This window comes from Paracoccus sp. J56, assembly GCF_019633685.1.
Taxonomy (GTDB): Bacteria; Pseudomonadota; Alphaproteobacteria; order Rhodobacterales; family Rhodobacteraceae; genus Paracoccus; species Paracoccus kondratievae.
Genome location: NZ_JAFL01000009.1, coordinates 133,813 through 160,716, shown reverse-complemented (window position 1 = coordinate 160,716; position 26,904 = coordinate 133,813). Strand labels below are relative to the sequence as shown.

The 26,904-nt window shown below is 61.2% G+C and carries 29 protein-coding genes and 1 tRNA gene; 18 read left to right on the top strand and 12 right to left on the bottom strand.

Annotation, left to right across the window (positions count from 1 at the left end; genetic code table 11):
- Window positions 1-41: 41 nt before the first annotated feature.
- The 4 genes from M511_RS19160 (at window position 42) to M511_RS09005 (ending at window position 2,802) form a co-directional block, all read left to right on the top strand.
- Complete coding sequence (locus M511_RS19160; protein WP_254901044.1) at window positions 42-1,463, top strand: Hint domain-containing protein; 1,422 nt, start codon at window positions 42-44, stop codon at window positions 1,461-1,463.
- Between the two features lie 302 nt (window positions 1,464-1,765).
- Entirely contained in the window at window positions 1,766-1,984 is a 219-nt protein-coding gene (locus M511_RS09015) for a hypothetical protein (protein ID WP_010400916.1), read from the top strand.
- Window positions 1,985-2,080: 96 nt separating this feature from the next.
- Window positions 2,081-2,359 carry a hypothetical protein gene (locus tag M511_RS09010; RefSeq protein WP_010400914.1) on the top strand — a complete coding sequence of 93 codons (279 nt, stop codon included), beginning with the start codon at window positions 2,081-2,083 and terminating at the stop codon, window positions 2,357-2,359.
- 59 nt (window positions 2,360-2,418) lie between these two features.
- Window positions 2,419-2,802: an H-type lectin domain-containing protein gene (locus M511_RS09005; protein ID WP_010400911.1), complete on the top strand. Its 384-nt coding sequence runs from the start codon at window positions 2,419-2,421 to the stop codon at window positions 2,800-2,802.
- Between the two features lie 256 nt (window positions 2,803-3,058).
- Here M511_RS09005 and M511_RS09000 read toward each other — a convergent pair whose 3' ends face one another.
- Both M511_RS09000 and M511_RS08995 read right to left on the bottom strand, forming a co-directional pair.
- On the bottom strand, window positions 3,059-4,222 hold the full coding sequence (locus M511_RS09000) for a M20 family metallopeptidase (RefSeq protein ID WP_085501978.1): 1,164 nt from the start codon (window positions 4,220-4,222) through the stop codon (window positions 3,059-3,061).
- A gap of 15 nt (window positions 4,223-4,237) precedes the next feature.
- The gene (locus tag M511_RS08995) at window positions 4,238-5,779 is read right to left on the bottom strand and encodes an AbgT family transporter (protein WP_085501977.1); all 1,542 of its coding nucleotides are present in this window, start codon (window positions 5,777-5,779) and stop codon (window positions 4,238-4,240) included.
- A gap of 163 nt (window positions 5,780-5,942) precedes the next feature.
- Here M511_RS08995 and M511_RS08990 point away from each other — a divergent pair, with 163 nt between their 5' ends.
- Window positions 5,943-6,839, top strand: coding sequence for a LysR family transcriptional regulator (locus M511_RS08990; RefSeq protein ID WP_085501976.1), 897 nt, complete (start codon window positions 5,943-5,945; stop codon window positions 6,837-6,839).
- Between the two features lie 64 nt (window positions 6,840-6,903).
- Here the strand turns inward: M511_RS08990 and M511_RS08985 are convergent, their stop codons facing one another.
- The 3 genes from M511_RS08985 to M511_RS08975 form a co-directional block, all read right to left on the bottom strand.
- The gene (locus M511_RS08985; protein ID WP_085501975.1) at window positions 6,904-7,416 is read right to left on the bottom strand and encodes a GNAT family N-acetyltransferase; all 513 of its coding nucleotides are present in this window, start codon (window positions 7,414-7,416) and stop codon (window positions 6,904-6,906) included.
- Between the two features lie 340 nt (window positions 7,417-7,756).
- Window positions 7,757-7,833, bottom strand: a tRNA-Arg gene (locus M511_RS08980).
- A 91-nt stretch (window positions 7,834-7,924) separates the two neighbouring features.
- On the bottom strand, window positions 7,925-9,355 hold the full coding sequence (locus M511_RS08975) for a sensor histidine kinase (protein WP_010396882.1): 1,431 nt from the start codon (window positions 9,353-9,355) through the stop codon (window positions 7,925-7,927).
- 247 nt (window positions 9,356-9,602) lie between these two features.
- Between M511_RS08975 and rpmH the strand changes: the two genes are divergently transcribed.
- From rpmH to M511_RS08925, 10 genes are all read left to right on the top strand, one after another.
- Entirely contained in the window at window positions 9,603-9,740 is a 138-nt protein-coding gene (gene rpmH / locus M511_RS08970) for a 50S ribosomal protein L34 (protein WP_010396879.1), read from the top strand.
- A 29-nt stretch (window positions 9,741-9,769) separates the two neighbouring features.
- The gene (gene rnpA / locus M511_RS08965; protein WP_010396877.1) at window positions 9,770-10,207 is read left to right on the top strand and encodes a ribonuclease P protein component; all 438 of its coding nucleotides are present in this window, start codon (window positions 9,770-9,772) and stop codon (window positions 10,205-10,207) included.
- A complete protein-coding gene (yidD, locus tag M511_RS08960) occupies window positions 10,204-10,449 on the top strand; it encodes a membrane protein insertion efficiency factor YidD (protein ID WP_010396875.1) in 246 nt (81 codons plus the stop codon). The genes rnpA and yidD overlap by 4 nt, the downstream gene beginning before the upstream one ends.
- A gap of 54 nt (window positions 10,450-10,503) precedes the next feature.
- Window positions 10,504-11,400, top strand: a complete 897-nt coding sequence (gene ttcA / locus M511_RS08955) for a tRNA 2-thiocytidine(32) synthetase TtcA (RefSeq protein ID WP_010396873.1) — start codon at window positions 10,504-10,506, stop codon at window positions 11,398-11,400.
- A 58-nt stretch (window positions 11,401-11,458) separates the two neighbouring features.
- On the top strand, window positions 11,459-12,745 hold the full coding sequence (locus M511_RS08950) for an EAL domain-containing protein (RefSeq protein WP_085501974.1): 1,287 nt from the start codon (window positions 11,459-11,461) through the stop codon (window positions 12,743-12,745).
- A gap of 184 nt (window positions 12,746-12,929) precedes the next feature.
- Window positions 12,930-14,849, top strand: coding sequence for a membrane protein insertase YidC (yidC, locus tag M511_RS08945; RefSeq protein WP_085501973.1), 1,920 nt, complete (start codon window positions 12,930-12,932; stop codon window positions 14,847-14,849).
- Window positions 14,846-15,604: an MOSC domain-containing protein gene (locus tag M511_RS08940; protein ID WP_085501972.1), complete on the top strand. Its 759-nt coding sequence runs from the start codon at window positions 14,846-14,848 to the stop codon at window positions 15,602-15,604. Before yidC ends, M511_RS08940 begins: the two co-directional genes overlap by 4 nt.
- Window positions 15,601-16,251 (top strand): ribosome biogenesis GTP-binding protein YihA/YsxC, encoded by a 651-nt coding sequence (gene yihA, locus M511_RS08935; protein WP_010396864.1) that lies wholly within the window; start codon window positions 15,601-15,603, stop codon window positions 16,249-16,251. Before M511_RS08940 ends, yihA begins: the two co-directional genes overlap by 4 nt.
- A gap of 75 nt (window positions 16,252-16,326) precedes the next feature.
- Complete coding sequence (gene argB / locus M511_RS08930; RefSeq protein WP_010396861.1) at window positions 16,327-17,226, top strand: acetylglutamate kinase; 900 nt, start codon at window positions 16,327-16,329, stop codon at window positions 17,224-17,226.
- A 123-nt stretch (window positions 17,227-17,349) separates the two neighbouring features.
- A complete protein-coding gene (locus tag M511_RS08925) occupies window positions 17,350-17,868 on the top strand; it encodes a SixA phosphatase family protein (RefSeq protein WP_010396860.1) in 519 nt (172 codons plus the stop codon).
- An 11-nt stretch (window positions 17,869-17,879) separates the two neighbouring features.
- Here M511_RS08925 and M511_RS08920 read toward each other — a convergent pair whose 3' ends face one another.
- Together M511_RS08920 and M511_RS08915 are read right to left on the bottom strand one after the other, a co-directional pair.
- Entirely contained in the window at window positions 17,880-18,839 is a 960-nt protein-coding gene (locus M511_RS08920) for a 1-phosphofructokinase family hexose kinase (RefSeq protein WP_085501982.1), read from the bottom strand.
- Complete coding sequence (locus M511_RS08915) at window positions 18,839-19,246, bottom strand: metallopeptidase family protein (protein WP_085501971.1); 408 nt, start codon at window positions 19,244-19,246, stop codon at window positions 18,839-18,841. The genes M511_RS08920 and M511_RS08915 overlap by 1 nt, the downstream gene beginning before the upstream one ends.
- Before the next feature lie 77 nt (window positions 19,247-19,323).
- On the opposite strand from M511_RS08915, the gene gltX reads away from it, so the two are divergent.
- Both gltX and tig read left to right on the top strand, forming a co-directional pair.
- Window positions 19,324-20,649 carry a glutamate--tRNA ligase gene (gltX, locus tag M511_RS08910; RefSeq protein WP_085501970.1) on the top strand — a complete coding sequence of 442 codons (1,326 nt, stop codon included), beginning with the start codon at window positions 19,324-19,326 and terminating at the stop codon, window positions 20,647-20,649.
- Between the two features lie 735 nt (window positions 20,650-21,384).
- Window positions 21,385-22,719 carry a trigger factor gene (gene tig, locus M511_RS08905; RefSeq protein WP_085501969.1) on the top strand — a complete coding sequence of 445 codons (1,335 nt, stop codon included), beginning with the start codon at window positions 21,385-21,387 and terminating at the stop codon, window positions 22,717-22,719.
- A 60-nt stretch (window positions 22,720-22,779) separates the two neighbouring features.
- On the opposite strand, the gene M511_RS08900 is transcribed toward tig, so the two are convergent.
- The 4 genes from M511_RS08900 to rpsF form a co-directional block, all read right to left on the bottom strand.
- Window positions 22,780-23,520: a hypothetical protein gene (locus M511_RS08900; RefSeq protein WP_085501968.1), complete on the bottom strand. Its 741-nt coding sequence runs from the start codon at window positions 23,518-23,520 to the stop codon at window positions 22,780-22,782.
- Window positions 23,521-23,668: 148 nt separating this feature from the next.
- On the bottom strand, window positions 23,669-24,253 hold the full coding sequence (gene rplI, locus M511_RS08895) for a 50S ribosomal protein L9 (protein WP_085501967.1): 585 nt from the start codon (window positions 24,251-24,253) through the stop codon (window positions 23,669-23,671).
- 12 nt (window positions 24,254-24,265) lie between these two features.
- Window positions 24,266-24,493, bottom strand: a complete 228-nt coding sequence (gene rpsR, locus M511_RS08890; RefSeq protein ID WP_010396850.1) for a 30S ribosomal protein S18 — start codon at window positions 24,491-24,493, stop codon at window positions 24,266-24,268.
- A gap of 17 nt (window positions 24,494-24,510) precedes the next feature.
- Window positions 24,511-24,891, bottom strand: coding sequence for a 30S ribosomal protein S6 (gene rpsF, locus M511_RS08885; RefSeq protein WP_010396838.1), 381 nt, complete (start codon window positions 24,889-24,891; stop codon window positions 24,511-24,513).
- Window positions 24,892-25,179: 288 nt separating this feature from the next.
- On the opposite strand from rpsF, the gene M511_RS08880 reads away from it, so the two are divergent.
- The gene (locus M511_RS08880) at window positions 25,180-25,761 is read left to right on the top strand and encodes a YceI family protein (protein ID WP_085501966.1); all 582 of its coding nucleotides are present in this window, start codon (window positions 25,180-25,182) and stop codon (window positions 25,759-25,761) included.
- 60 nt (window positions 25,762-25,821) lie between these two features.
- Here the strand turns inward: M511_RS08880 and M511_RS08875 are convergent, their stop codons facing one another.
- A complete protein-coding gene (locus M511_RS08875) occupies window positions 25,822-26,901 on the bottom strand; it encodes a cytochrome-c peroxidase (protein ID WP_085501965.1) in 1,080 nt (359 codons plus the stop codon).
- Window positions 26,902-26,904 lie beyond the last annotated feature (3 nt).

Here is a 26,904-nt window from a genome sequence, read left to right as displayed (position 1 = left end):
AAATAGCTGACCTGCCAGTTCATCCGGCTGGCGTCTGAAGTGTGCTTGTCAAGATCGTAACGAGTTTCTCGGCACGGCGGTGCCGATGGTTGTGGGGTAATGAAATGTATATCACGAAAGTGGATGACAATCTCCTCGTCAAGGATGGAGATAAGTGGAAGGTCAATGATAACTGGAAGGGAAACTATTCCGACATATCGCAAGGGTCGGAAGAGCTTGATCACATCTCGGCGAAAGGAACGAACGGCAACCCGTCGTCTACCGCCAAGAACGGGCAGGATGTAACTGTACATCTCCCGAATGGCGAGAAAATTACCGGGACTTACGTCGGCTCCGTGGAAACCATCCTGACCAGTCCTTCTCAGGTTGTGGATGTCCCGGGTCAGGGGCAGATCAGCATCTTTCACGGTAACATCAAAGGGCATTTGATCAAGGGTTCCGATGGGAATACCTACTTCGTCAGTGATACGGATCTGTCCAAATATGAGACTCCGATTGTTGGCGGTGGCTTTTCCATTAATGGAAAAACATACGCAGCGCATGGCCAGACGCCGGAAGAGTTCCAGAAAAAGCTTTACGATTTGCTGCGGCCAGATGCTGATAAGGCTGCAAACGACGCTTTCTTTAAGGCTTATAATGGGTATCCGAATACTATGACCCATGAGCAGAAAGTCGCGGCGGCTCTCAAGGCCAGGGACGAGGCTTTTGCGCCTTGGAAAAAATGGCTCGATAAACTGGAAAGACTGACTGAAGATTATATCAGGCCGTATGTTGACGACACGCAGTTCAAGGCCAAGGGTGGCAATGACCCGCTTCCGGTTGTGTGTTTTGTCCGCGGCACCTTGCTCATGACGGATCGTGGTGAGGTTGCGGTTGAGGATCTTTGTGTCGGGGATCTTGTGCTGACGCGGGACCACGGGCTTCAGCCTGTGCGCTGGATCGGCTCGCGCCAGCTCTGGGCGCATGAGCTTGAAACGATGCCGAACCTGCGTCCGGTCCGCATCAGGGCCGGCGCGATGGGGCCGGGGGTGCCTGCCAGCGATCTGATGGTCTCGCCGCAGCATCGGGTGCTGGTGCGCTCGAAGGTCGCGCAGAAGATGTTCGGCGCGATGGAGGTTCTGGTCGCGGCCAAGCAGCTTGTGCTGCTGGACGGGATCGACATCGCCGACGACGTGCAGGAGGTCGAGTATTTCCACATCCTCTTCGACCGGCACGAGGTGGTGATCTCGAACGGGGCCGAGACCGAGTCGCTTTATACCGGCCCGCAGGCGCTGAAATCCGTCGGCGACGAGGCGGTGCAGGAGATCTGCGCGCTTTTCCCCGAGCTTGCGGATCCGTCCCATGTGCCGCAGCCGGCGCGGTTTCTGCCCTCGGGCCGTCAGGCGCGCAAGATGGGGGTGCGGCATCTGCAGAACAGCCGCCCGCTTGTCGAGCATGATCCCGTCGGGCGCGCCCTTCACTAAGGGCCGGGGGATGTTGACGGGGATCACGCCCGTGGGCCGTGTCCCGGCACATGCGGCAGGCTGACCGATCTGCGCGCCGGGGCCCTGTCTGCCCGGCCGCAGGCCCGATGCGGCCTTGTGCCGGATGATTGGCATGCGTGGTGCACGGTCTTCACATCCGGCCCGGGGTCGCATGATGCGCCGTAAAGGTCTCTCCCGTGTCGGATGAACCGTCGCACGTACCCGCAATCCGACTGGCAGGCGGGCGCCGGCATCTGCTCGGCCCGAATGCGCAATGGGGTGCTTTGGTGGGGAGGTATCTGATGAATTCCGACAGTCATCGGTCCTGGTACGAGGCCGGGTTCGCAGACGGGCAGCAGGCGGTCCTGAAGGTTGTCTCGGAGCTTCTCTCGACAACGGCAGAGATGGTGCCCGAGGGCGAAACCCGCCGCATCGTTTCCAGCCTGGGTGCGATGATTGCCCTGATGGCGCCGCAGACGGCTGAGACCCGCGATCCGACCGGCCGGAATACCGGTTTGTGATGACCGTCCCGCCCCGTGTCGGGCGGGGCGGAAGTAACGGCGGGCCCGGGAGTTCCGCGCCCTGTCTTGTGTAATGGTAGCAGAAGGTAACCAGAGATGAACAAATTCCTGCCGGTCCTGGCGCTGGGGCTGCTTGCGGCCTGTTCGATCGACCCCAAGGATTATGAAACGGCGCCGGTGACGGTCCAGACGGCCTCGGGCCCGGTCACCTGCCAGCTTTACACCAGATCGCTCGTCACCTGGGACCGCTCGATTGATCGCCCGGCGAATATGACGGTGGCTGCCGCGGATCAGATCTGCCTCAGTGAGGGGCAGCGTCAGAAGGCCGCGGGCACCAGTCCCGCCGGCGCCTCTGAACCCGATTTGTCCTTGTGAAGCCGCGCTTCGTAAGCCCCGGCCGCGGCCGGGGGTCGATCAGGATCGGAGATCAGAAGATGTTGGATGATACGCGCTCTCCTTTTACGCAGAACCTGATCTGGACCGGAGAGCTTCAGATGATCAGCGCCTCGGGCGAGCTCTTCAACCATGTTGATGCGGGGCTGCCGATGTGGGCGGGCAGTGGTGACCGGAGTGTCCGGATCAGCACCTCATTTGTCGCGCCTTTCGGTGCGGTTCCATGCGTGAACCTGGGGCTGAGCGGGCTTGATGCGGCGCATGACCAGAACCTGCGCTTCCGGCTCGAGGCGGTGGAGGTGACACGCTCTGGTTTTGTGGTCGAGTTTGTGACCTGGGGCGACACGCATATCGCGCGGGCCTCGGTGACCTGGCAGGCAATCGGCCCCTCAACAGGCAGCCACGATGCCGTCCAGAGTAACTGAGCCTCCCTTCGACACAGAAGGTCCCCAAAAGGGGGGAACCTAACTACAGGAAAACTCAGGGGTAAGGGTGTATCCGGCCCCGTTCGTGCCGATCAATTTGGGGCGGCGGGGATACCATAGCCGTTTTGTCGAAACGAAAGACAGCCCCGTTCCGATCACACAGCGATCTGGGAGCGGGGTTCAGTTGTTTCGGGCAACGCCGAGGGTCAGCGTGCCCCCCGGTGCTGGTGCTGAAAGCGTGGCGGCCGTATGGTGGTCATATCCCGTTGGCGAGGCGCTGGATGATGCCGGTCAGCAGTGCCGTCTGCCTGCCGGTCATATCTGCATAGATAAACTCGTTGCGGGCATGGGCACCGTCGCCGACCGCGCCGAGACCGCAGAGAACCGGACGGCCCAGTCCAGCGACAAAGTTTGCGTCGCTCGCACCGCCCACAGCGACATTTTGCAAAGCAAAGCCCAGTTCGCTTGCAACCTGCCGCGCATGTTCGAGCAAGGGCAGCGAAGCTTTGGTCAGCTCCATTGGCGGGCGGTTCCAGTTATGCCTGACCTCGATCTTGACCCGGGGGTCCGAGACCGTGACTGCGTCGAAGGCGGTATCGATGCGGGCCTGCTCGTCCAAAGACCTCACCCGGATGTCAAACTGAACCGCACAGCGGCCAGCGACGACATTGCTGCCGGTACCGCCTTCGACCAGTCCGGCGTTGATCGTTGTGCCCTTTGCGGGATCGGCAGCGGCGATGATGGCGGTGATGAATTCGGCCATGGCGTGGATCGCGCTGGCCCCGGCTGCCGGGTTCAGACCGGCATGCGATTCAACCCCGGTTGCGACGACCTTGAACAGGCCAACGCCCTTGCGTTCGGTCTTGACCGCACCGTGGTGGCTGGGTTCCAGTACCAGCGTTGCATCAAGTGGTGCCGTAACGCTTTCAATCACCTTGCGTGATGCGAGCGAGCCTATCTCTTCGTCGCCGTTGAAAAGGAAGGTGACGGTCGGGACCTGCAGACCGCTTTCGCGCGCCAGCCGCAGCGCCCAGATACCCTGCACGACCCCGGTTTTCATGTCGAGAATCCCGGGACCGCTAAGGCGCAGCCGCCCGGTGTCGTCCTGCGATGACCGCTCACCCCAGGCGGCAAGCGTGCCCCGGGGCCAGACCGTGTCGTAATGCCCGATGATGGCGATATGACCGGTTCCGCTGCCCGGATAGGTCAGGGTGACGATATCGCCCTGTTCCCCTCCGGGATAACGCTGCATCTCGGCGGGTTTGCCAAGGCGTCGCTCTGTCAGATCAATCAGCAGCGACAGGCAGGCATCCAACCCCTGACGGTCGTAGCTGTGGCTTTCGCATTCGACCAGCTCGATGATATCGGCTGTGATCTGTTGGACGGTTTCCGCTGACGGAAAGGGTGTTGAAACGTTCATTGCGCGCTCTCAGGATCAATAGCCGGGGCCAAAGGGGAAGCCGGTGAAATACCAGGCCATGAAAAAGGCCATCCAGACGATCCAGACCACGATGGCGATCGGGATGGTGAACGAGGCAAGTGTCCCGATCCCCGCGCTTTTGCGGTATTGCTGCATAAAGCCAAGCGCCATGACGAAATACGGGCTCATCGGGGTGACGCTGTTGGTGACGGAATCCGCGATCCGGTAAACGGCCTGCGTCGTCTCAGGCGGGATGTTCAGCAGCATCAGCATCGGCACGAAGACCGGAGCGGCCAGCGCCCAAAGCGCAGATCCGCTGGTGATGACAAAGTTCATGAAGGTAATCAGGATCGCAATCCCAAGCAGGATTGCCCAGCCCGGCACGTTCATCTTTGCCAGCCATTCGGCGCTGGTGATCGCCATGACCTCGCCGATCTTGGTCCATTTGAAATAGGCAAGGAACTGCGCGATTGCAAAGAACAGCACAAGGATCGGGGCGAGTGAACGTACGCCATCAATCATTGCGTCGATGATGTCGTGGCTTTTGGCAAAGCTGCCGCTGACAAAGCCGTAGACCAGGCCAATAGTGGTAAAGAACAGGCAAAGAATGAACGCCATGCCGCTGAACACGACCGAGTTCACGATACCTCCGCCTTCACCACGCAGGGGCGAGTTGGCAGGCACCAAGGCAAGAACGATCACCGCCGCGAACACCAGCGCGGCAAGGCCGGTCAGGCGCATTGCGCGGCGGGCAGCGGGCGTAGTCTCAAGCGTGGCAAGCTTGGCGGGGTTGGTCAGGTCAACATCGTCATCCACTTGCAGGTCAGGACGACGGACCAGCACTTTTTCAGTCACTACCGTGATTGCCAGCGCGATCAGGAACGAAGAGGCGAGGCCGAAGTAATAGTTAGTAACCGGAGTCACGACATAGGCCGGGTCGATGGTATGGGCAGCCGCCGTGGTCAGTCCTGACAGCAGCACATCCGTCGTGGTCAGCGAGGGCGAGGCGTCATAGCCTGCGGCAATCGACACATAGGCAACCACGATCCCGATCAGTGGGCTGCGCCCTGCTGCCAGAAAGACCATCGCGCCCAGCGGGATCAGCGTCACATAAGCGGCGTCGCCCGCGACGTGACCGACCATGCCCGCCATCGACAGTGCAAATGTCAGGTATTTGGCCGGAACACGGGTCACCATCCCCCGCAGCAGCGCGTCGATCAGGCCAGATTTCTGTGCCACAGCAATACCGAGCAGCACGGTGATGATCGTGGCCATGGGCGGAAAAGTGGCAAAGTTCTTGACTGCCGTGCCCAACACCATCTGCAGCCCCTCGGCGGTGAACATGCTCAGCACGGTCACTTCTTCGCCGGTTGCGGGGTTGGTGGTGCTGGCACCGGCCAGAAGGGCGCTGATCCCCGCCAGAAGGATCGAGAGGATCCAGAACAGCCAGAACGGATTTGGCAGCAGGTTGCCGACTTTTTCGACGATGGCAAAAAAGCGGAATGCGCGCTGCAGCCCTTTTGATGCGGACGGTTCCGCAAACGTTTCATTGGTCATGGTAACCTACCCAAATGCGACCGGCGTTATGGCACAGGGGGAAACGCTGCCGCGCGGTCCCATGCCGGGAGGAGTGATTGTGTAATGGGTGTTGGTATTTAGTCCCCAGCCGTGCAACAAGCAGCATTAAGTTCACGGATCATTGCTTTAAACGCAAAGCGGAATGCAGCATATCGCCCTTCGTTATTTTCAGGAGGTGGCCGAGACCGGCTCGATCACCAAAGCGGCCACACGGCTGAACGTCTCAGCATCGGCTGTCAGCCGCCAGATCATCAAGCTGGAGGAAAACCTCAGCGCCACGCTGTTTGAGCGTCATCCACGCGGTATGGTGCTGAGCCAGGCGGGCCAGCAACTGGCACGCCATGTCAGCCGCATCGCTCTGGAAACCGAAATGGCGCTGACCGAGATCCGGAATTTTCAGGCCGCGGATCATGGGCATATCAGGCTGGCAAGCTACGAAGGTTACGCGATCGAAACGCTATCCCAGGCGGTGGCGCGTTTCCGCGAAAAGCATCCCAAAGTCACGGTTCATGCCTGGGTCGGGAATTCCGAGGATATCTGTGCCCGGGTGCTGGCAGGCAAGGCCGATATCGGGATCACTTATAGCCACAGCTCGCCTCCGGGGTTGACGATCCAGCTTGTCGAGGTGCGGCCGATCTATGCGCTGATCCCGCGCGACAACCCGCTGGCACGCCGGGCATCGGTGTCGCTGGAAGATCTGCGTGGACAGGACTTTGCCTTTCCCGACAACAGCCGCAGTCAGCGCAAGCTGATCGAGACCGCTCTGGCGGCGCGGGGGTTCAATCTGAACCGCGTCTTTTCGACCAATTCGATGGCCATGCTGAAAACCGTTTCCTGCATGACTGGCTGCGTCATGTTTTCGACCTCGGTTCGTGGGCAGATGCATGGCATCACCCAGACCCATGCCGAGGTCGCGGTCGAGGATGAGGTATTTTCGGGCAGCGTGCTGCAGGTCGTGACCATGGCGGGACGCCAGTTGCCGCAGCCGGTGCGCAACTTTCTTGCCAGCGCTTTCGGGATCGCCGAGCCGCTGGCCTGAGTGGATGCGTGCAGGACGGAAAGGGCAGGGGGCATGGCCTATTCAAGATGGGCTGCCGACCGGGCTAACCTGGGCTTTTCTCGTCTAGCTGATGCACCATGATCAGTTCGTCCACCTTATGTCCGTCCTCAATCGTTGCTGCAGGTATTCTGCCGACCGTTTCAAAGCCGTGCCGTTCGTAAAAGCGAATGGCCCTGGCGTTGCTGTGGTTGACGTTTAGTTCAAGCTGGCGCACCCCGATCTGTCTGGCGAAATCTGTGACCACCTGCAGCAAATGCCTTGCGAGGCCAGAGCCGCGTTCGCTTTCCCGCATGTAAACCATGATGATAGTTGCGCGGTGAGAACGCTTTTCCCCAAGCTGGGGCAATAGCCCCATAATTCCCACCGGCTCTTGCCCTTTCAGCGTGACAAAGACATGGCACTTCATCCGGCTCTGCCATTCCTCGTCGGACAAAGACGACCAGTCTGCGAATGTGTTGGCGAAGGCCGAGGGGGCCATCTTTAGCGACTCGAGCCTGATCTTTTTAAAGATCGGCAGATCTTCGGCTTTCAGCTCTATGACCCGCACATCGTCCATGGGTTTTCTCCTGTCTCGCGCCTGACAACCTCGACAGTGACGCCCAACATCGCAAGGAGGTAATGACGGTCTGTGACCTTGTACGCGCGCCTCAATGATCTGCGAGGCACGGCCGTCACGTTGTTGGCCAAGGCTGGCGCGAGATGCCTCAGATCGCGTCGATCACCGGGCACACGCTGCAATCGGCTACCCGTATTCTTGAGAAGTACATGGTGATGACGCCTGCGCTTTCGAGGGCCGCGATTCAGGCTTTCGAGATCAGCCCGGCCACCGCCTTTGCAAACCGGCCCCGGGAAAGGGGCAGAGCAGTGAAAAGACGCAATAATGTCTGGATATTAAATGGCGGACCCGGAGCGATTCGAACGCCCGACCCCCAGATTCGTAGTCTGGTGCTCTATCCAGCTGAGCTACGGGTCCGCTGTGAGGCGGTGATTTAGAGACAGTGCCGGGGGGGTGCAAGGGCAAAAATGACCGTTTGAAGAAATTTTCGTCTCGACTCTGTTTAACCTTAGGTTGTGGCTGCCTCTTCCTGTGGGGAAATGCCTGCAAGTTCGCGCGGCAGGTGCAGGATGAACTGGGTCCCGTCCTCATCGCTGCGCAAAAGTTCCAGCCGGCCGCCGTGGTTGCGCACCAGATCTGCCGCGATGGCGAGGCCAAGCCCGGTGCCGCCTTTGCGCGAGCCCCCAGAGAACGGTTGGAACAGGAAATCCCGCGCTTTTTTCGGCAGTCCGGGGCCGGTATCGCCGATTCGTATCCACCATTCCGATTCGTCCTCGCCCGCGCCAATCTCGATTGTGCCGGGCTGGCGCGTCGCTTCGATCGCCTGACGGGCGTTGCGTACGAGGTTCGACAGCACCCGGAAAAGCTGATCGCGGTCGGCACGGACCGTCAGGCTGGGGGGGATATCGGTCAGAAATTCGATCGGCTCGGCCCCGTCCTGACGGTCCGAGGACATGGATTCGCCCTCGGTCACCTCGGTTGCCAGCGCAAGCAGGTTGAAACGCGACAGGGAAGGGGCCGGCTCTTCGGCCTTGCCAAAAGCCAGCGTGGTTTCGCACAGGTTCACCGCCCGGCTGATCGAGTTCACCAGTTTGGGTGCCGCGCGCCGAACCGCAGGGTCGGCGCTGGTCTCTAGCCGGTCGGCAAAGATCTGCGCTGTCGTCAGGATGTTGCGCAGATCGTGGCTGATCCGCGCCACTGCCTGACCCAGCTGTGCCAGCCGGTCCTTTTGCTTCAGCGAGGAGGTCACCGTGCGCTGCATGGCTGCAAGCGCCGTCTCGGCCTCGTTCAGTTCGGCCAGGCGAGCGTTCGGCGTGATGATGGCGCGGGCATCCTCAGGTGAGGCTGCATAGGCGGTCATGTGGCTGATGACGCGTCGGATCGGAACCAGCAGCAGTCTTTGCGCAGCGAGGTTCAGAAAGACCGCGGTAAGGATCGAGAAAGCGGCTGAGATCACGAGCATCCGCAGCCCGTAGTCAATCATCCCGGTGCGCAGCCTTTGGGTGTCGGTTGTGATTTCGATAAGCTGTCCGGCTTGGTTCACCGGCGCGCCGATCACCCGGATCACCTGATTGCGCGGATCAGCGATCTGGGCAATCGCATCGCGGACCGAGGTCCACAGAGGCTGATCCCGCAGGTCATAGGTGGCCGAGATGGGGCCGGGAATCGGCGAAGACAGCACAAGCTGACGCACATCGTTCCGCCTGAGGACGACGTTAAAGACCCCCGCATTCTCAAGCAGTTCTGATTCCAGATCTGTGGCCAGCGACTCATCCGTCGCAAGCAGCGCAAGACTTGCGATCTGCGCGCGTTCCAGCCGCGATTCCAGAAAATCCAGCCGGTAATTGGCAATTGAGGGGAGCAGGATCAGCAACTCGGCCAAAAGCACGAAAATGCCCGTGATCAGCGCGAACCGGCCTGATAAGGTATTCAGGGACATGATGAGCTTTGTTATTCCCCTCGTCTCGCCGCTGCTTCACATAGTGATTGGCTTTGTGCAGTTCAAACCTGCGTGACACGGTCCCGGTTCCCCACTGTTCGTGTCTATACCGGAAACCTTGCGATATCGTTGCTTCGGCGGTTGACTTGGACGGCGGGGGCGACTATCCAGCGGGCCTCGAATGACCGGCGCGTCTTGCGTGGGCCGATAGCCCATACCCTGGCCCGCCATGACCCGGAGTTGAAAGATGTCGAAACGCACCTACCAGCCGTCGAACCTGGTTCGCGCCCGCCGCCACGGTTTCCGCGCGCGCATGGCGACCAAAGGCGGCCGCCGCGTGATCAACGCCCGCCGCGCCAAGGGCCGCAAAGTTCTCAGCGCCTGAGTTCCTGCGTTGCAGGGCGTGGGCTATCCGTGACGGACAGTGCCACAGAAGCTGCCGCCGCTGACCGGACCGTTGCTGATGCGACACCGGACAGGGCGGCTTCCGTCATTTCAGGCCTCAGGCTTGAAACCCTGCGCAAGCGGGCCGATTTTCTGCGCGTTGCCTCTGGCCGGCGGCAGGGGGTGTCAGGCTTTCTGCTGCAAGCACGCCCCCGCGACGGGGAAGAGGCGGGGCAGCTGATCCGGGTCGGCTTCACCTGCTCGAAAAAGCTCGGCAATGCGGTGATGCGCAACCGCGCGAAGCGTCGGCTGCGCGCCCTGGCACGAGAGATCCTGCCCACAGCCGCCAGGCCCGGCTGGGACTATGTGCTGGTCGGGCGTCCTAAAGCGACTGTCGAGCGCGGCTTTGCCGATCTGCGTCAGGATCTGCTTCATGCGCTCGATCGCATTCACGGCAAACGCGGATGAGCCCGCTTGCCCATGTTCTGGCTTTGCCGGTGCGGGCATATCGCCTTGTTGCCAGCCCGTGGGTCGGCCACGGATGCCGCTTTCAACCGACCTGCTCGGCCTATGCGCTTGAGGCGCTTGAGCGGCACGGTGCCTTTCGCGGCGGATGGCTGGCGGCGCGGCGCATCTGTCGCTGTCACCCTTGGGGCGGGCATGGCTATGACCCGGTTCCGGGGAATGAGGCCGATCCGTCGCGGGACTGACGTCGCGGCACAGACATGTTAATCAGGGCGCAGAGGCGCGACGGGGATCTACAGATGCGTGACGAGATCAACGAATCCGAGGATTTCGAGGCGGGTGAGGAGATCCACCCGCTGTTTTACGGCGCGCCCACCTCGACCGGGTTTCGCAAGCTACGCAAACGTCTGGTGCGCGAGACACGCGCCGCGATCGAGACCTACGACATGATCCGTCCGGGCGACCGCTGGCTGGTCTGCCTTTCGGGCGGCAAGGACAGCTATACACTGCTCGCCGTTTTGCACGAGCTGAAATGGCGCGGGCTTTTGCCGGTGGATCTGCTGGCCTGCAATCTGGATCAGGGACAACCGGGGTTTCCGGCAACAGTCCTGCCCGAATTTCTGACCGAGCGCGGCGTTGCGCATCGGATCGAATATCAGGACACCTATTCCATCGTTAAGGAAAAGGTCCCCGAAGGACGCACCTATTGCAGCCTGTGCTCGCGCCTGCGTCGGGGAAACCTGTATCGAATCGCTCGTGAAGAGGGCTGTCAGGCCGTGGTTCTGGGTCATCATCGCGATGACATTCTGGAAACCTTCTTTATGAATTTGTTCCACGGTGGTCGGCTTGCATCGATGCCACCGAAGCTGTTGAACGAAGAGGGCGATCTTAACGTGCTGCGCCCTCTTGCCTTCGTGGCTGAGGCTGATTGCGCGCGCTTTGCCTCGGCTATGAACTATCCGGTGATTCCCTGTGATCTTTGCGGCAGTCAGGAAGGGCTGCAGCGCATGCAGGTCAAAAAACTGCTGGACGAATGGGAATCGCGCAGCCCCGGCCGCCGTCAGGTCATGTTCCGGGCGCTGATGAATGTGCGTCCCTCGCATCTGCCGGATCCAAAGCTGTTCGATTTCAGTGCCCTGATGCCAGATAGCGCGCATTCTAATGAAAAAGACGTGCCGATCCTGCGCGAACATTAACTGAACGAAAAGCAATCCGAGGCAGGCTGCGAATCTGAAACAGGATTCGGGTCTGGGCATGGGGTACGGAATTGCGGCGGCCACTGAATGGCCGACATGGCCTGTCTGGGGACAGGCGAGCGGGCAGGGCGTGCAGCGCTTTGCGCTGGTGCTGCGGGTAACAAATCCGGAGTATCTGCCGGGCGGCGTTGGCTCCGCGCTGTCCCGGCAGATACGTGACCAACTCAGGTCGCGTCTGGTTGCTGAGCTGGGACTGTCGCTGCATTCCAGCTGTGACGACGGGGACGAAATCTGCGGACTTGTCGCTGATCCCGGGCCGCAGGCGGGGCGGGGGCTTCTTTTGCGGCTCAGGGCGATTTGCAGCGAAAGAATCTACCTGCCGGGGGTGTCTTTATACCCGATGGTGCAGGGGGTGATTGTTGCCGATCCCTTTGGTTGCCATGAAAGCACGGCTCTTTACGCCCATGGCCGGGTCGTTCTGGATGGGTCAAGCCCTCACACACTTTCAAGTCATATCCGTCTCGTCGATATGGAGGGGCAAGAGGGGCGAGCATATCCCGTCCTTGCAGGCGATGATCAGATCAGCCTGCAATTCCAGCCGCAAATCTGCTGCACCACAGGAAGCGTTCTGGCACTGAAGGTCCTGCCCCGTATTCACCTTGTTCGAGAGGTGGGACAAGGCCGTAACCTGACTGGCATATTGCCTCGTCTTGATGACAACCGGCAGCTGCGGATCACGACGGCCCTGCTGCGCGAGGCTTGCGCGAGTCTGAGAGGCTGGGACCGGATGGGCCGCTATGTTCCCTGCCTGTCACTGGCCCTTCCGGATCGCATTCTGGCCAGCCCCTCTGTCGTTGAGGTTATTCTGGCACAGCTTGAGCGGCATGATCTTTCTCCCCACCGGCTTGAGATCGAAGTGATTGAACCGGTTGGCAAAGGTGCCACGCAAGCCGTGGTTGCCGCTAACTTGCAAGAATTGCGCAGGGCGGGCTGTCAGCTTGGTTTAGGTGAATTCGGCACCGGCATGACGCGTCCTGATAACCTGCGCCATCATGGTTTTCATCGTGTGCGTGTCGGCAGATCTTTTGTTGCCGGTTGTGATCATCGGGGAGATCAGCAACGGACACTATTGGCGATTACAGCACTTGCTCGTCACCTTGGATTGCAAGTCATCGCCGATGGGGTCTCTACCCGAGATGAGCGGTCCTTCCTTAGCCAAATTGGCGTTGATGGGGTTCAAGGGCCGGCGGTGTTTCTGCCATTATCTGCGGAAGAAGTTGATGATCTTCTGCTCCACCGGGGCTTCGCTGCTTGCTTCTCACCCAAAGTATGGGGAAGGGCGTGAAACCATCGGTCTTGGCAAAGGCATTTTCAGACAAGGACACATCTCGTGCCGCGATGGACAAGAATAGGGGGGCAGACAGGGGAATCGCTCTGCAGGGCGGGCAAATTCCCTTGACCTTTGGCGGTCGCTTCTGTTGAAGCACCCCGAACCCTCAGGCAGGGTGACGACGAAGGGCTGGTCCGGAATGCAAGACAATAACCGCAACCTAATCCTGGCGATGGTGCTTTCTGCTCTCGTCATGCTCGTCTGGTCGATTTTCTTCGCGCCCGAGCCGGTGCCCCCTGCACAGGACACCGCGATTAACGCGCAAGGGACGACTGCGCCGGAAAATGGCGCCCCCGCAACGCCGGGTGCGGCCCCGCAGGGCGCAACGCCAGCCCCTGCGGCTGTGGGTGCTGCGACCAATGACCCTTCGGTCACAGCTGGGCGTGTGACGATCAAATCTCCGGTCCTGTCGGGCACGATTTCGCTGGCTGGCGGTCGCATCGATGATCTGGAACTGACCGGCTATCGCGAGACGCTGGACCCGAATTCGCCTTTCGTGCGCCTGCTTTCGCCGACGACGCGTCCCGCCCAGCAGGCCGAAGGTACTGCTGTCGCGCCGGGTGGTGACAGCCTGCCTGTAGTGCAAAAGCCCTATTATGCCGTCTATGGCTGGGTACCGGGTGCTGGCACCGATCCTGCGCTGGTTCCCGGGCCTGCTACGGTATGGGAGGTCGAATCCGGCTCGACCCTCGCCCCCGGCCAGCCGGTCACGCTGCGCTGGGACAATGGCGCGGGCCAGATTTTCCGCCGCACCTATGAGCTGGACGACAAATTCCTGTTCACAGTCACTCAGGCAGTCGAAAACACCGGGGCTGCGCCGTTCTCGGCTGCGCCCTATGGCATCCTTGCCCGGCAGGGCCAGCCCGACACCCAGAATTTCTTTGTGCTGCACGAAGGCGCTGTCGGAATGACCGACGGCAAGCTGCTGGAAGAGAAGTACAAGGATATCGCCAAGCTTGATCCGCAGCCGGGCGAAGGCCCTGCCCAGCTGATCGAGGTGAAAGAGAACGGCTGGATCGGCTTTACCGATAAATATTGGATGACCACTCTGGCGCCTGCGCCGGGTCAGGGCTTTACCGCAGCGGTGAAATATGTCCCCGGCGCCGATATTTATCAGACCGAGGCGCGGATGCCGATGCAGACCGTCGCCCCGGGTGCCAGCGTGACCACCTCAAGTTATCTTTTTGCTGGCGCGAAGGTGTGGGAAGTCATCAGCGGCTATGAAGCGAACCCCGGCATCGACGGTTTCGTCGATTCCATCGACTGGGGCTGGTTCTATTTCCTGACCAAGCCGATCTTCCGTCTGCTGCATTGGCTGCACGGTATGATCGGCAACATGGGCTGGTCGATCATCGCGCTGACCTTTGTGCTCAAGCTGCTCGTCTTCCCGCTGGCGCGAAAATCCTACATCTCGATGGCGAAGATGAAGGAGCTGCAGCCGCAGATGGAGGCGATCAAAGAGCGCACGGGTGACGACCGGATGAAGTTCCAGAAAGAGGTGATGGAGCTCTACAAGCGCGAAAAGGTGAACCCCGCGGCGGGGTGCTTGCCGGTGCTGTTGCAGATCCCGATCTTCTTTGCGCTCTATAAAGTGATCTTCGTGACGATCGAACTGCGTCATGCGCCTTGGATCGGCTGGATCCGTGACCTTGCGGCACCGGACCCGTCAAGCCTGTGGAACCTGTTCGGGTTGCTGCCTTGGGCGGCGCCGGGTCAGGGCAGCTTCCTGCACAGCTTTACCCTGCCGGTGCTTGCGATCCTGCTTGGTATCTCGATGTGGATGCAGCAAAAGCTGAACCCGGCACCCGCTGATCCGGCGCAGAAGATGATCTTTGCCTGGATGCCGTGGATTTTCATGCTGATGCTGGGGGGCTTTGCCTCGGGGCTGGTGCTGTACTGGATCACCAACAACACCATCACCATCATTCAGCAGTACACGATCATGAGCATGCATGGTCATCGGCCCGATCTCTTTGGCAACATTCGCGCCAGTTTGCCCTCGCGTTCGAACGGCAATGGCAAGTCTGATGCCAAAGGCGGAGATAAGGGCCACAAATGACTGCGCGCATCGCCCGGATCCGTCGGCATCCGATCAAGTCGATCGGTGGTGAGGACCTTGGCCGCGTCCGTCTGGATGCGGCTCGCCGCCTGCCGGGCGATCGTATCTGGGCTCTGCTGAACGAAGGCGGAGAGCGTCACGCTGGTCCGGTTCCCGCGCGGTGGCTGCCTAAATCCTGTTTCCTGCGCGGCGCGGCAGCCGCTGGGCTGCAGGCCATTCAAGGCGGCTGGGGTGAGGGCGCAGATACCGGCCCAATCCGCCTGACCCACCCCGAACTTGGTGAACTGGTCTTTGACCCCGAGACCGAGGGGGGGCGGCTGGTTGAATGGGTGCGACCGCTCTGGCCAGAGGATCGACCAGCACCAACCCGTCTGGTTCGCGGGCCGACCGGCTGGACTGACGCAAACCAGCCGTGGATATCGATTCTGTCCCTGTCGAGCCTTGCCGATCTTGAGGCGCGGCTGGAAATGCCTCTGGGTATCGAGCGCTGGCGCGGCAATATCTGGCTTGAGGGGCTTGAGCCCTACCGCGAACGCGATCTGATTGGTCAGGTTCTGACGATTGGCGGGGTCGAGTTGCGCGTGACCGAAACAATCGGTCGCTGTCCGGCAACCAGTGCCGATCCGAACACCGGCCGTATTGATATCGACATGCCTGCTGCGCTGGACGCACAGTTCGGCCATCGCGATTTTGGCATTTATGCCGAGGTGGTAACCGGCGGCGAGATCGCCCTAGGAGACGAGTTCGGCATATGAAGGTCAGCTTTTCCCTGGCTCCCGAGCCTGATCCTGCAGAGGCTGAAGCGGCGCGCCAGCTTTTCGCTGGTCCGGTCGATTTCCTCAAAGGTGTGGTGGCGATGGACGGGTTGCCGGCCGCCGACCGGCCCGAGGTCTGCTTTGCGGGTCGTTCAAATGTTGGAAAATCCAGTCTGATTAATGCGCTAACCGGGCGTAAGGGTCTGGCCCGGGCCTCGAACACTCCGGGGCGCACACAAGAGATCAACTATTTCAAGCTGGGCGATCGCGCCTATCTTGTCGACCTGCCGGGCTATGGTTTTGCCAAGGCCCCGGTCGCGGTCGTGGCGAAATGGCAGGCGCTTCTGAAAAGCTACCTTTCGGGGCGACCGACCCTGCGGCGCGCCTTTGCGCTGATCGATTCCCGTCATGGGGTCAAGGACGTGGACCATCAGATCATGCAGCTGCTGGATCGTGCGGCAGTGCCTTTTCAGGTCGTGCTGACCAAGGCTGACAAGATCACTGCCCAGCAGCTTGCCGCCACCATCGAACAGGTGCAGGAGGCGCTGCAGAAACACCCTGCCGCATTCCCGCAACTGGTGGTGACCAGCTCTGACAAGGGGCTGGGGATCGTGACCTTGCGCACCATCATCGCCGGCCTTGACTGAGCCGGTCTGGACTGACGGCCGCGTGCGTCCTAGGGTCGGCGCGACGAACAGGGGCCCCTGATGAGAAAGCAGAACATGAACCGGAACTGGATCGCCACCGCCCGTACCCTCTCGGAAGCATTGCCCTATATGCAGCGCTATTCGGGCGCGGTCGTGGTCGTGAAATTCGGTGGTAATGCCATGGGCGACGATGCGGCCATGGCCGAATTTGCCCGCGATATCGTGCTGATGAAGCAGGTCGGTATTCATCCGGTGGTCTGTCATGGCGGTGGCCCGATGATCAACGAACTGCTGGGCAAGCTGGGCATCGAAAGCAGTTTTGTGCGCGGTAAGCGCGTCACCACCCGCGAGACGGTCGAGGTGGTGGAAATGGTTCTCTCGGGTCTTGTCAACAAGCGGATCGTGCAGGCAATCAACGACGCCGGCGGTCGCGCGGTCGGCATCTCGGGCAAAGACGATGACCTGATGGTTTGCGAGCCGGACGATCCCGAACTGGGCTTTGTCGGCCGCCCGGTCGAGATGAACGTCCAGATTATCCGCGACCTTTATAACGCCGGTCTGATCCCGGTCATTGCGCCTGTGGCGACGGGGATGGAGGATAACGAAACCTTCAACGTCAATGGCGATACCGCCGCGGGTGCGATTGCAGGTGCGCTGCAGGCTGATCGCCTGTTGCTTCTGACGGATGTGTCGGGGGTCAAGGACGCTTCGGGCGAGGTGGTGACGCAGCTGCACCCCGATCAGGTGCGCTCGATGATCGCTGATGGGACCATCGCCGGTGGCATGATCCCCAAGACCGAAACGGCGCTGAAGGCGCTGGAAGAGGGCGTGCGTGCCGTGGTCATTCTTGACGGTAGGGTGCCGAACGCCTGTCTGCTAGAGCTGTTCACTGAACACGGCGCAGGCTCTCTCATTCGTTCGACCGAACCGCGGATCAAGCCGCACGGTCTGCGTCAGGGCGCCAGCAGCCTCTAGCGGCAGCGTCGCAGCGCCTGCAAGAGAATGCTTGCCCGCGCGGCGGAAGCTGTGGCAGGCTCGGCTGCGCTGCCTTGTCCTTAACCGTCACGTCCTTAACCGTATGGCCGAAAAGGCAATTCGATGACTCCACTCGGACACCGCCGTCTGATCCTGACCCGTCACGCGAAATCGTCCTGGGACGATCCGACGCAGCCTGACCATGACCGCCCGTTGAATGAGCGTGGCCGCCGTTCGGCGCGGGAACTGGGCGACTGGCTGGCAAGCCGTGGCTATGAGCCCGAAGAGGTGCTGTGCTCGACTGCCGAGCGCACTCGCGAAACCTGGGATCGGGTGGCCAAGGCTCCGCTGGAGGTGCGCCCGCATCTTCGTTATGAGCCGGCGCTTTATCAGGCTGGGCCTGAGAAGATGCTTGCGATTCTGCGCAGCGCCACGGCCCCGACGGTGATGATGATCGGGCACAATCCCGGCATTGCCGAATTTGCTGCTATGCTGCCGGCACGTGCACCGCTTGATCCGGATTTTCGTCGTTATCCGACGGCAGCGACGCTGGTGGTTGATTTCCAGATCGACAGCTGGTCCGAATTGGGCCCGGGTCAGGGCAGCGTGCTGGATTTCGTGCGTATGGACGGGCGCAGTTAGGCCGCGTGCTGTCAGGGCTGCATTTGCGTCACCACCCGTGCCGCAAACAGCCGCTCGACATCCCCGCCCCGGCAAAGTTCGGTCGCGGGGGTCTGTACGGTTGCTGACGCGGCTGCGGCGGCCAGACCCAAGGCCTCGGCCACCGGCCAGCCACGGGCATGACCAAGGGTAAAGCCCGCAAGGAAGCTGTCGCCCGCGCCGACCTTGCTGACGACCTGCACACGCGCGGCCTCGGCATGCCAGACGCCTTGGTCTGTGGCGATGATATTGCCGTCACGCCCGCGCGCGACGATTACCCCATGGGCTGCGCCCGATGCGACGAGGTTGGCCGCAAAGGCGGCTGTATCAGCGCGAAAGGGCAGAGACCGACCCGCAAGCCCCTCGGCCTCTTCGTCGTCCATCCGCAGGATCTCGACCCGCCTGTCGGTGGCTGCCGCGATCTCGGTCAATGCCTCGCCCGAGGTATCCACGATCAGCCTTGCGCCAGTGCCGCGCAGCCTTTCGGCCAACAGCGCGGCAAAGCTGGCAGGCACGCCGGGAGGGTTCGAACCCGAGAGCACCACCAGAGCGCCTGGCCGCGCCTCGCGTGCTGCGGCATCCAGTGCGGCATCGACATCCGCCGCGGACCATTCCGGCCCGGGCATGACGAAACGGAATTGCTGACGGATCGTGCGGTCGTCCACGGTAAGGGATTGCCGTGTCTCCCCTGGGGCGGGCAGCATGTGCAGAGGGATGCCGGTTTCCTCCAGCAGCTCGGCAATGCGCTGTCCCGTGCTGCCACCCAGCGCGACCAGCGCGGTGCTTTCCCCTCCCATGGCGCGGATCGCGCGGCTGACGTTGATGCCACCGCCGCCGGGATCCAGTCGCGGCGCATCGCATCGCAGCTTGATATCAGGCACTACCCGCGCCGCAGCGGTGGTGACATCCAGCGCCGGGTTCAGTGTGATGGTCAGGATCGGGGCCTGCGGCATCATTCCCACCAGCGGTCGATGGCGGCGATATCATCGTCGGACCAGCCAAAGTGATGGGCGAATTCATGTACCACGACATGCGCGACAAGCTGACCCAACGTCACATCGCCGCGCGATGCCCATTCATCCAGGATCGCCCGGCGAAACAGCCAGACCGTGTCGGGAAAATGCTGAGGGGCGCTTGCAGATTTCTCGGTCATCGGCACGCCGTCATAGAGGCCGGTCAGCTCTAGCGGGTCGTCGATTTCCAGCTCATCGAGGAACGCGTCGCTGGCGAAGTCCTCGACGCGCAGAACGACCTGCGAGGCGGGGCCGGCGAATTCAGGGGGCAGGCCGGCGATGGCCTCGCGCGCCAGTTCCTCGATCATGGCCGTGTCAGGGGCCTCGGCGTTCTTCCAGTCAAGCATCTGCTCACCTCGTCTTTGGTCCCGATATGGACAAAAACCGCCGTTTGTGAAAGAGCGAAGCCGACAGGAGACCTTCCATGACAATCACCCGTTTCGCCCCTTCGCCCACCGGCCATATCCATGTCGGCAACCTGCGCACGGCGCTGATGAACTATCTGATCGCGCGCAAGACGGGCGGCACCTTTATCCTGCGTCTGGACGACACCGACCGCGAGCGGTCAAAGCAGGAATACGCCGACGGCATCCAGCGCGACCTTGAGTGGCTGGGCCTGACCTGGGACCGTATCGAGCGTCAGTCCGACCGGCTGGATCGCTATGCCGAGGCTGCGCAGGGCCTGCGCGAGGCTGGGCGGCTTTATGAGGTGTTCGAGACCCCGACCGAGCTGGACCTGAAGCGCAAAAAGCAGCTCAACATGGGCAAGCCTCCTGTCTATGACCGCGCCGGGCTGAACCTGTCGGTCGAAGACAAGGACAAGCTGCGCGCTCAGGGGCGTGATGGCTACTGGCGCTTTCTGCTGGATCAGGAGCGGATCGAGTGGACCGACGGCATCCTTGGCCCGATCTCGATCGACGCGGCCAGCGTCTCGGACCCGGTGCTGATCCGTGCGGATGGGCAGGTGCTTTACACCTTTGCCAGCTCGGTCGATGACGCCGATATGGGCGTGACCCATATCGTACGCGGTGCCGACCATGTGACGAATACGGCGACGCAGATCCAGATCATCCGCGCCCTTGGGGCCGAGCCGCCGGCTTTTGCCCATCACAGCCTTCTGACCGGCGCTCAGGGGGAAGAGCTTTCCAAACGCCTTGGCACGTTGTCGATCAAGGACCTGCGTGAAAATGGCGTCGCACCCGAGGCGCTGCTGTCGTTGATGGCGCGGCTGGGCTCTTCGCAGCCGGTCGAGCTGCGGATGTCGCTCGACGAGCTTGCCGAAGGGTTCGATCTTGGCCAGTTCGGCGCCTCGCCCACCAAGTTTGATGCCGAGGATCTTTGGCCGCTGACCCGCGAAGCAAACCAGTCGCGCCCGTTCGATGCTGTCCGCGATCGCATCGCAACGCTTGGCGTCCCTGCGGATCTGGCCGAGCGGTTCTGGCGGGTGGCTTCGCAAAACATCACCAAGCTTGACGATCTTGCTGGCTGGTGGGAGATTTTCTCGAAAGGTGCTGAGCCTCAGATCGACCCCGAAGATGCCGGGTTCATTGCCGAGGCTATGAAGCTTTTGCCGCCTCCGCCCTATAGCGAAACCAGCTGGGCCGAGTTCACGGCCAAGGTAAAAGAGGCAACTGGCCGTAAGGGCAAGGGGCTGTTTATGCCGTTGCGCAAGGCCCTGACTGGGCAGGCGCATGGGCCAGACATGTCCGAGGTGATGCCGCTGTTGCAGGTGGTGCGTGCGCGGGGCTGATAACCCCGGCAAATCCGCATCGAAAAGGCCGCCCCAAGGGCGGCCTTTGTATTCTGGTGCAGGGCCAGCCATGCAAAGATGAAAAGTTTCTGCACAATTTATGTGCAGAGATACCTAGAACCAGATGTAGATTGGCCCGTTCGGGGCGAGTGTGGACTAAATCAGCGCTGGTCTTTTGCAATCTGGACATGCGCTGGTCCGACAGTCCGTCCCGGACAATGGCCCGGGGAATGCAGGAATCTCTGCATTCCGGTCAGTCTGAACTGATGACCAGATAACCGCTTGCCGATTTGAACAAACAACCACTTACGCAGCGCGGCCTGTATGCACTGTTGCCTTCCTTATGGGAATATATCCATAAGTTAGGTTCAAATTACTGACTTTTTGGTCAGATACGCTTGATTTTGCTGAACCGGCAATTGGCGGTTGTGCAGGGAAGGCTCGGCAAAAGACCGCTGATTGTGCTTCGTGGCCTGTTTGCGCCGCCTGACTGACCGATATGTTTTTGGCGATTCTACCCCAGGTCTGACAGGTGCAAGCGGGGTGGTCGCGTAAGGGGCTTTGACGGGGCGATTCCTTGGCTGTCCAACCTGCAAAACCTGCCTTCGTCCTTGCTATGGCGGGCGAAATCCCCTAGCTAGCGCGCTGAAACAGGCGGGGCGCGGAAAGGAATTTCCGGCGCCAGGGGCCGGGATGCCTCTGCCCGCGGCATGGTTTGTGGATGAAGGAAGACAAATGCAGGTCAAGGAAACCCAGAACGAGGGGCTGAAGCGGGGCTACGAATTTACTCTGCCTGCGGCCGATTTGGCGGCGCAGGTGGATGCGAAGCTGAAAGAAGCTCAGCCCGAGATCGAGATTAAGGGCTTCCGCAAGGGCAAGGTGCCGCTGGCGCTGCTGAAAAAGCAGTTCGGTCAGCGCGTCATGGGCGACGCCATGCAGGAGGCCATTGATAAGGCCCTGCGCGATCACCTGGAAAAATCGGGCGACCGTCCTGCCGTTCAGCCCAAGATCGAAATGGTCAACGGCGAGAACTGGAAAGAAGGCGACGATGTCGTCGTTACCGTGAACTACGAAGCCCTGCCGGCGATTCCCGAGGCCGATCTGTCGGGTATCGAGCTTGAGCGTCTGGTCGTCGAAGCCAGCGAAGAGCAGGTGACCGAGGCGCTGGAAAACCTCGCCAAGAATGCCCAGTCCTTTGAGGACCGTAAAAAAGGCACCAAAGCCAAAGAAGGCGATCAGGTTGTGATCGACTTTAAAGGCATCGTCGATGGCGAAGCATTCGAGGGGGGCACGGCCGAGGATTATCCGCTGGTGCTGGGCTCGAAAAGCTTCATCCCCGGGTTTGAAGATCAGTTGATCGGCGCCAAAGCCGGTGAGGAAGTCAAGGTCGAGGTCAAATTCCCCGAAGAGTATGGCGCGCCGCATCTGGCCGGCAAGGACGCGATCTTTGAAACCACCGTCAAGGCGGTCAAGGCCCCCAAACCGGCCGAGATTGACGACGAACTGGCCAAGAAATTCGGCGCTGAAAGCCTGGATGCGCTGAAAGGCCAGATCCGTGAGCGTCTTGAGGCCGAATATAAAGGTGCCTCGCGTCAGGTGCTCAAGCGGGCGCTGCTCGACAAGCTGGACGCTCTGGTTCAGTTCGAACTGCCCGAATCGCTGGTCGAGGCCGAGGCGCATCAGATCGCGCATCAGCTTTGGCACGAAGAGCACCCCGAAGAGCACGGCCATAACCATGGCGAGATCGAGCCGACCGACGAGCATCTGAAGCTGGCCGAGCGTCGCGTCCGGTTGGGTCTGCTGCTGGCCGAGATCGGTCAGAAGGCCGAAATCACCGTTTCGGATCAGGAGATGACCCAGGCGGTGCTGCGTCAGGCCCGTCAGTTCCCGGGTCAAGAGCGTGCCTTCTTTGAGTTCGTTCAGCAGAACCCGCAGGCCCAGCAGCAGCTGCGCGCGCCGATCTTTGAAGATAAGGTCGTCGACCACATCGTCGAAGGCGCCAAGGTTTCGGACAAGACCGTGACCAAGGAAGACCTCGAAAAAGCCATTGAGGCTCTGGATCAGGTCTGATCCGACCTGTCGGTGAAACATCAAAGGGCCGCCCCGGGGCGGCCCTTTTCATATTCGGCCCTACAGCCGATGCAGGCGTGGATCGTGATCAGCGGGGCCTTTCCCCTCGGGACCGTCCATTGGATCGTGGGTCAGGGGATCATCACGCAGATCGGGCATAGGGCCGCTGTCGCGCCGTGGTTTGGGCGCGTGCGGCTCAGCCGGATTGCGGCCGGTGAGACTGCTGGCCAGTGCTGCGGCATCGCCGAATTCCTGCATGATGGCGCTGGCCTGACCGGCGACGGTGCGAAAGCCTTCCATCGCGGCGGTCATGGCGCCCATCACATTTTCAATGCCATTGGTCAGGCTGGCAGTGTTTGCCTCGACCTCTTGCAACAGATTCTGGCGCGGGGCGCGCCGTGTCGCCCTGGGCGGGCGGGGTTTTCGCGCAGGCTCTTTTGGCGGGGCCGCGGGGGCTGCATCCCTGCTGCGCGGTGAGGGCGCGCGCTTGTCATCCACCAGCAGATCGACCAGCCCGCGTGCGGCATAGGCCGCCCCCACTGTCAAAGCAGCGGCTGCAAGTCCTGCTCCGCCCCAGACCAGCCATTTCGCCGGGCGTGAGGGGCGCGGCCAAGCGCGAAGACCATCAGGCGCGACATCGCCATGCGGCGGGATGTGACGCGATTCTGCCGGTCCTGATGGACGGTGATGACCTTCGGGCACCGGCTGGGGGCCAAATCGGGTCTGGCTCGTCTCATCAGCAGCTGTGCGGGTGATGGGCGGCGTATCATCGTCAAAGGGCAGATCGTCGTGATCGGGCATGAAGGCAGATCCTCTGGCTGTCGGAGGCTTTCTATCTCAACCCCTGAACTGCAAGGAATGTTCCGCCCGGCGTATGTCGACGCCGCCCATGAAAAAACGCGCCGGGTTGCGGCGCGTTTTTCCATAATAGCGATATGCCGGGCTGAGATCAGCTTTCGGCTTCGTCCTCGTCGCGGCCGGCCGCGCCGATATCGTCGAAGAGTTCGGCGATCTCGAAATCGGCAGCAGCCTCTTCTTCGGCGGCCAGTTCCTGGATCGATTTGCCCGTAGCTTGCAGCTCGGCCTCTTCGGCCGAACGGGCAACGTTCAGGCGGATCGTCACATCAACTTCCGGGTGCAGGTGCACGCGGATGTCGTGCAGACCCAGCTCTTTGATCGGAGCGGTCAGAACGACCTGACGGCGCTCGACCGCAAAGCCTTCGGCCTGAGCGGCCTCGGCGGCGTCACGTGGGGTGACCGAGCCGTAGAGCGCGCCCGAATCCGAAGCCGAGCGGATGATGATGAAGGTCTGACCTTCCAGCTTCCCGGCGATCTTTTGTGCCTCGTCGCGGGTCTCGTCGTTGCGGGCGGCGAGTTCGGCCTTGCGGGCTTCGAAAGCCTGAATGTTGGCGTCCGAGGCACGCAGCGCCTTGCCTTGCGGCAAGAGGAAGTTGCGTGCGAACCCGTCCTTGACCTTCACCACGTCGCCCATCTGGCCCAGCTTGGCCACACGTTCCAGCAGGATGACTTGCATGATCGTCTCTCCTTACTTCACGGCATAGGGCAGCAGGGCGAGGAAGCGGGCGCGTTTGATGGCGCGCGCAAGTTCACGCTGCTTCTTGGCCGAGACGGCGGTGATGCGCGAGGGCACGATCTTGCCGCGTTCACTGATGTAACGCTGCAGCAGGCGCGTGTCCTTGTAATCGATGGTCGGGGCGTTCTCACCCGAGAAGGGGCAGACTTTCCGGCGGCGGAAGAAAGGTTTGTTAGCCATGATCTGGTTCCTTTCCCTTAGTTCCGGTCGTCGCGCTCACGGCGCTCGCGGCGTTCGCCACGCTCGCTGCGCTCGTCACGTTTCTGCATCTGGATCGACGGGCCTTCTTTGTGCTCGTCCACGCGGATGGTCAGCACGCGCATGACATCTTCGTGCAGACCGGCCAGACGCTCCATCTCCTGCACGGCGGCCGAGGGCGCGTCCGAACGCAGGAAGGCGTAATGGCCCTTGCGGTTCTTGTTGATTTTATAGGCGAGCGTGCGCACGCCCCAGTATTCGCTGTCCACGACCTTGCCGCCGTTATCGGCGATCACGGTCGAAAAATGTTCGATCAGCCCTTCGGCCTGTGCATTCGACAGGTCCTGACGGGCGATCATCACATGCTCATAAAGCGGCATGTCTGCACCTTTGTGTCGGGGCGCATTTCAACGGCGGGACATCCCTTCCGCGCCCCGCCACGAGAGGCTGCGCCGGTTTCGCATTTGCGGAAGGATGCGGCCTTATATCGGTCCGGGCCGGGATTGCAAGGCAAAACACCATAAAATCCCGGAAAATCGCCATGGCGGCGACAGAGTTCCGGCGCTGCGGCGAAACACGAAAATGTCAGGTTTATTGTGGGAAACCATTGTTGATGCCGGGGTATTTTCTGGCAGAACCGATGCAACCTTTTCAAACGGGAGTTCAGCATGAAAACCATCCTCGCCCCCGCCGCAGCGCTTGTCCTGCTTGGCACCACTGCCGCCATGGCCGAGCCGGTGGCCTATGAGTTTGATCCTTCGCACAGCCAGGTGGTGTTCGAGTACAGCCACCTTGGCTTTTCGACGAGCACTGGCATCATCAATGGCGTGACCGGCAAACTGCTGCTTGATGCAGAGAACCCGGCCAATTCCAGCGTTGAGGCGACGATCCCGCTGTCGGGCCTGCGCACCGTTTCCGAAGAGCTGGACAAGCATTTGTTCGGGCCGGATTTCTTTAACACCGATGCAAGCGGCGCGGTCGCGACCTTCAAATCGACCAAGGTCGAGCTTGATGGCGATGACGAAGCCAGAGTCACCGGCGATCTGACGCTGAACGGCGTTACCAAGCAGGTGGTGCTGGACGTTGATCTGAACCAGCGCGGCAACCATCCGATGACCGGCAAGGAAGCTGCCGGTTTCGATGGGGAGGCCGATATCAAACGCTCGGAATTCAACCTTGGTAAATTCGCCCCGGCCATTGCTGATGAGGTCGAAATCAAGGTGACTGTCGAGGCGGTAAAGGCCGAGTAACAGTCACCATCGCACCAGATAAAGGGCCCCCGGTCGGGCCCCTTTTTCATTCGCGCCCTCTTACATGGGGGCGGGCAGGGGTGTCGTGTCGGTCCGGGCTGGCAGGATCGGATGGGTGATCTGCGGCTGCTCGCCCGTCAGTGCGCCAAGGAAGGCGACGATATCGTCAACCTGTTCCGGCGTCAGTTCAGTCCCGAGCTGGGCCGAAGACATGATCTGCACCGCCTCTTTCAGATCCCAGACCACGCCCGAGTGGAAATAGGGCGCGGTCAGCGCAACGTTGCGCAGCGGCGCGGCGCGGAAGACATATTCGTCGCTGGCCGTCAGGCTGATTTCATACCGGCCCTTGTCTGCAACGGGCAGAACATCCGCGCCCGGTTTGGCAATCAGGCCAAAGGGATGGTAGTCCTGTCCGCCAAAGTTAATCCCATAATGACAGCCCGTGCAGCCGGTATCCATAAAGGCCTGCAATCCGCGCTTTTGCTGTTCGTTCAGCGCGTTATCGTCGCCGGTCAGAAAACGGTCAAAGGCACTGTGCGGGGTGATCAGCGTTGCCTCGAACTGTTCGATTGCGGCAGCGAAGTTGTCAAAGCTCACCGGGTCCTGCTGGTCGGGGAAGGCCGCTTTGAAGGCCTCGGTATATTCCGGCATCGAGTTCAGCGTCTTGACCAGCTCTTCCGGGGTATTGCTCATCTCGACACTGGCCTGCACGGGGCCTTTGGCCTGTTCGGCAAGGTCCGGGGCGCGGCCATCCCAGAACTGTGCGGCGTTAAAGATCGCATTCAGCATCGTGGGGGCGTTGCGCGGCCCATGCTGCCAGCCATGCCCGACCGAGGTTGGCAAACCGTCGACGCCGCCGATCCCGACGTTATGGCAGGTCTGGCACGAGATCAGGCCCGAGCGCGACATGCGCGGGTCAAAAAACAGTGCCTTGCCCAGCTCGATTTTCTCGGCGGTCAGGGGGACGCCCCCGGGGTTTTCTTCGGTCTGCTTGATAGCGGTCAGCGTTTCGGGAATCGCCTCGAATATGCCCTTGGCTTCTTCGCGCAGGGCGCTGCTGTCGATGGCTGCGACCTGTGCCGAGGCGGCAAGCGCCGACAGGGCAAGGCTCGTTGCGGTCAGCAGGGGGACGAATTTCACGTT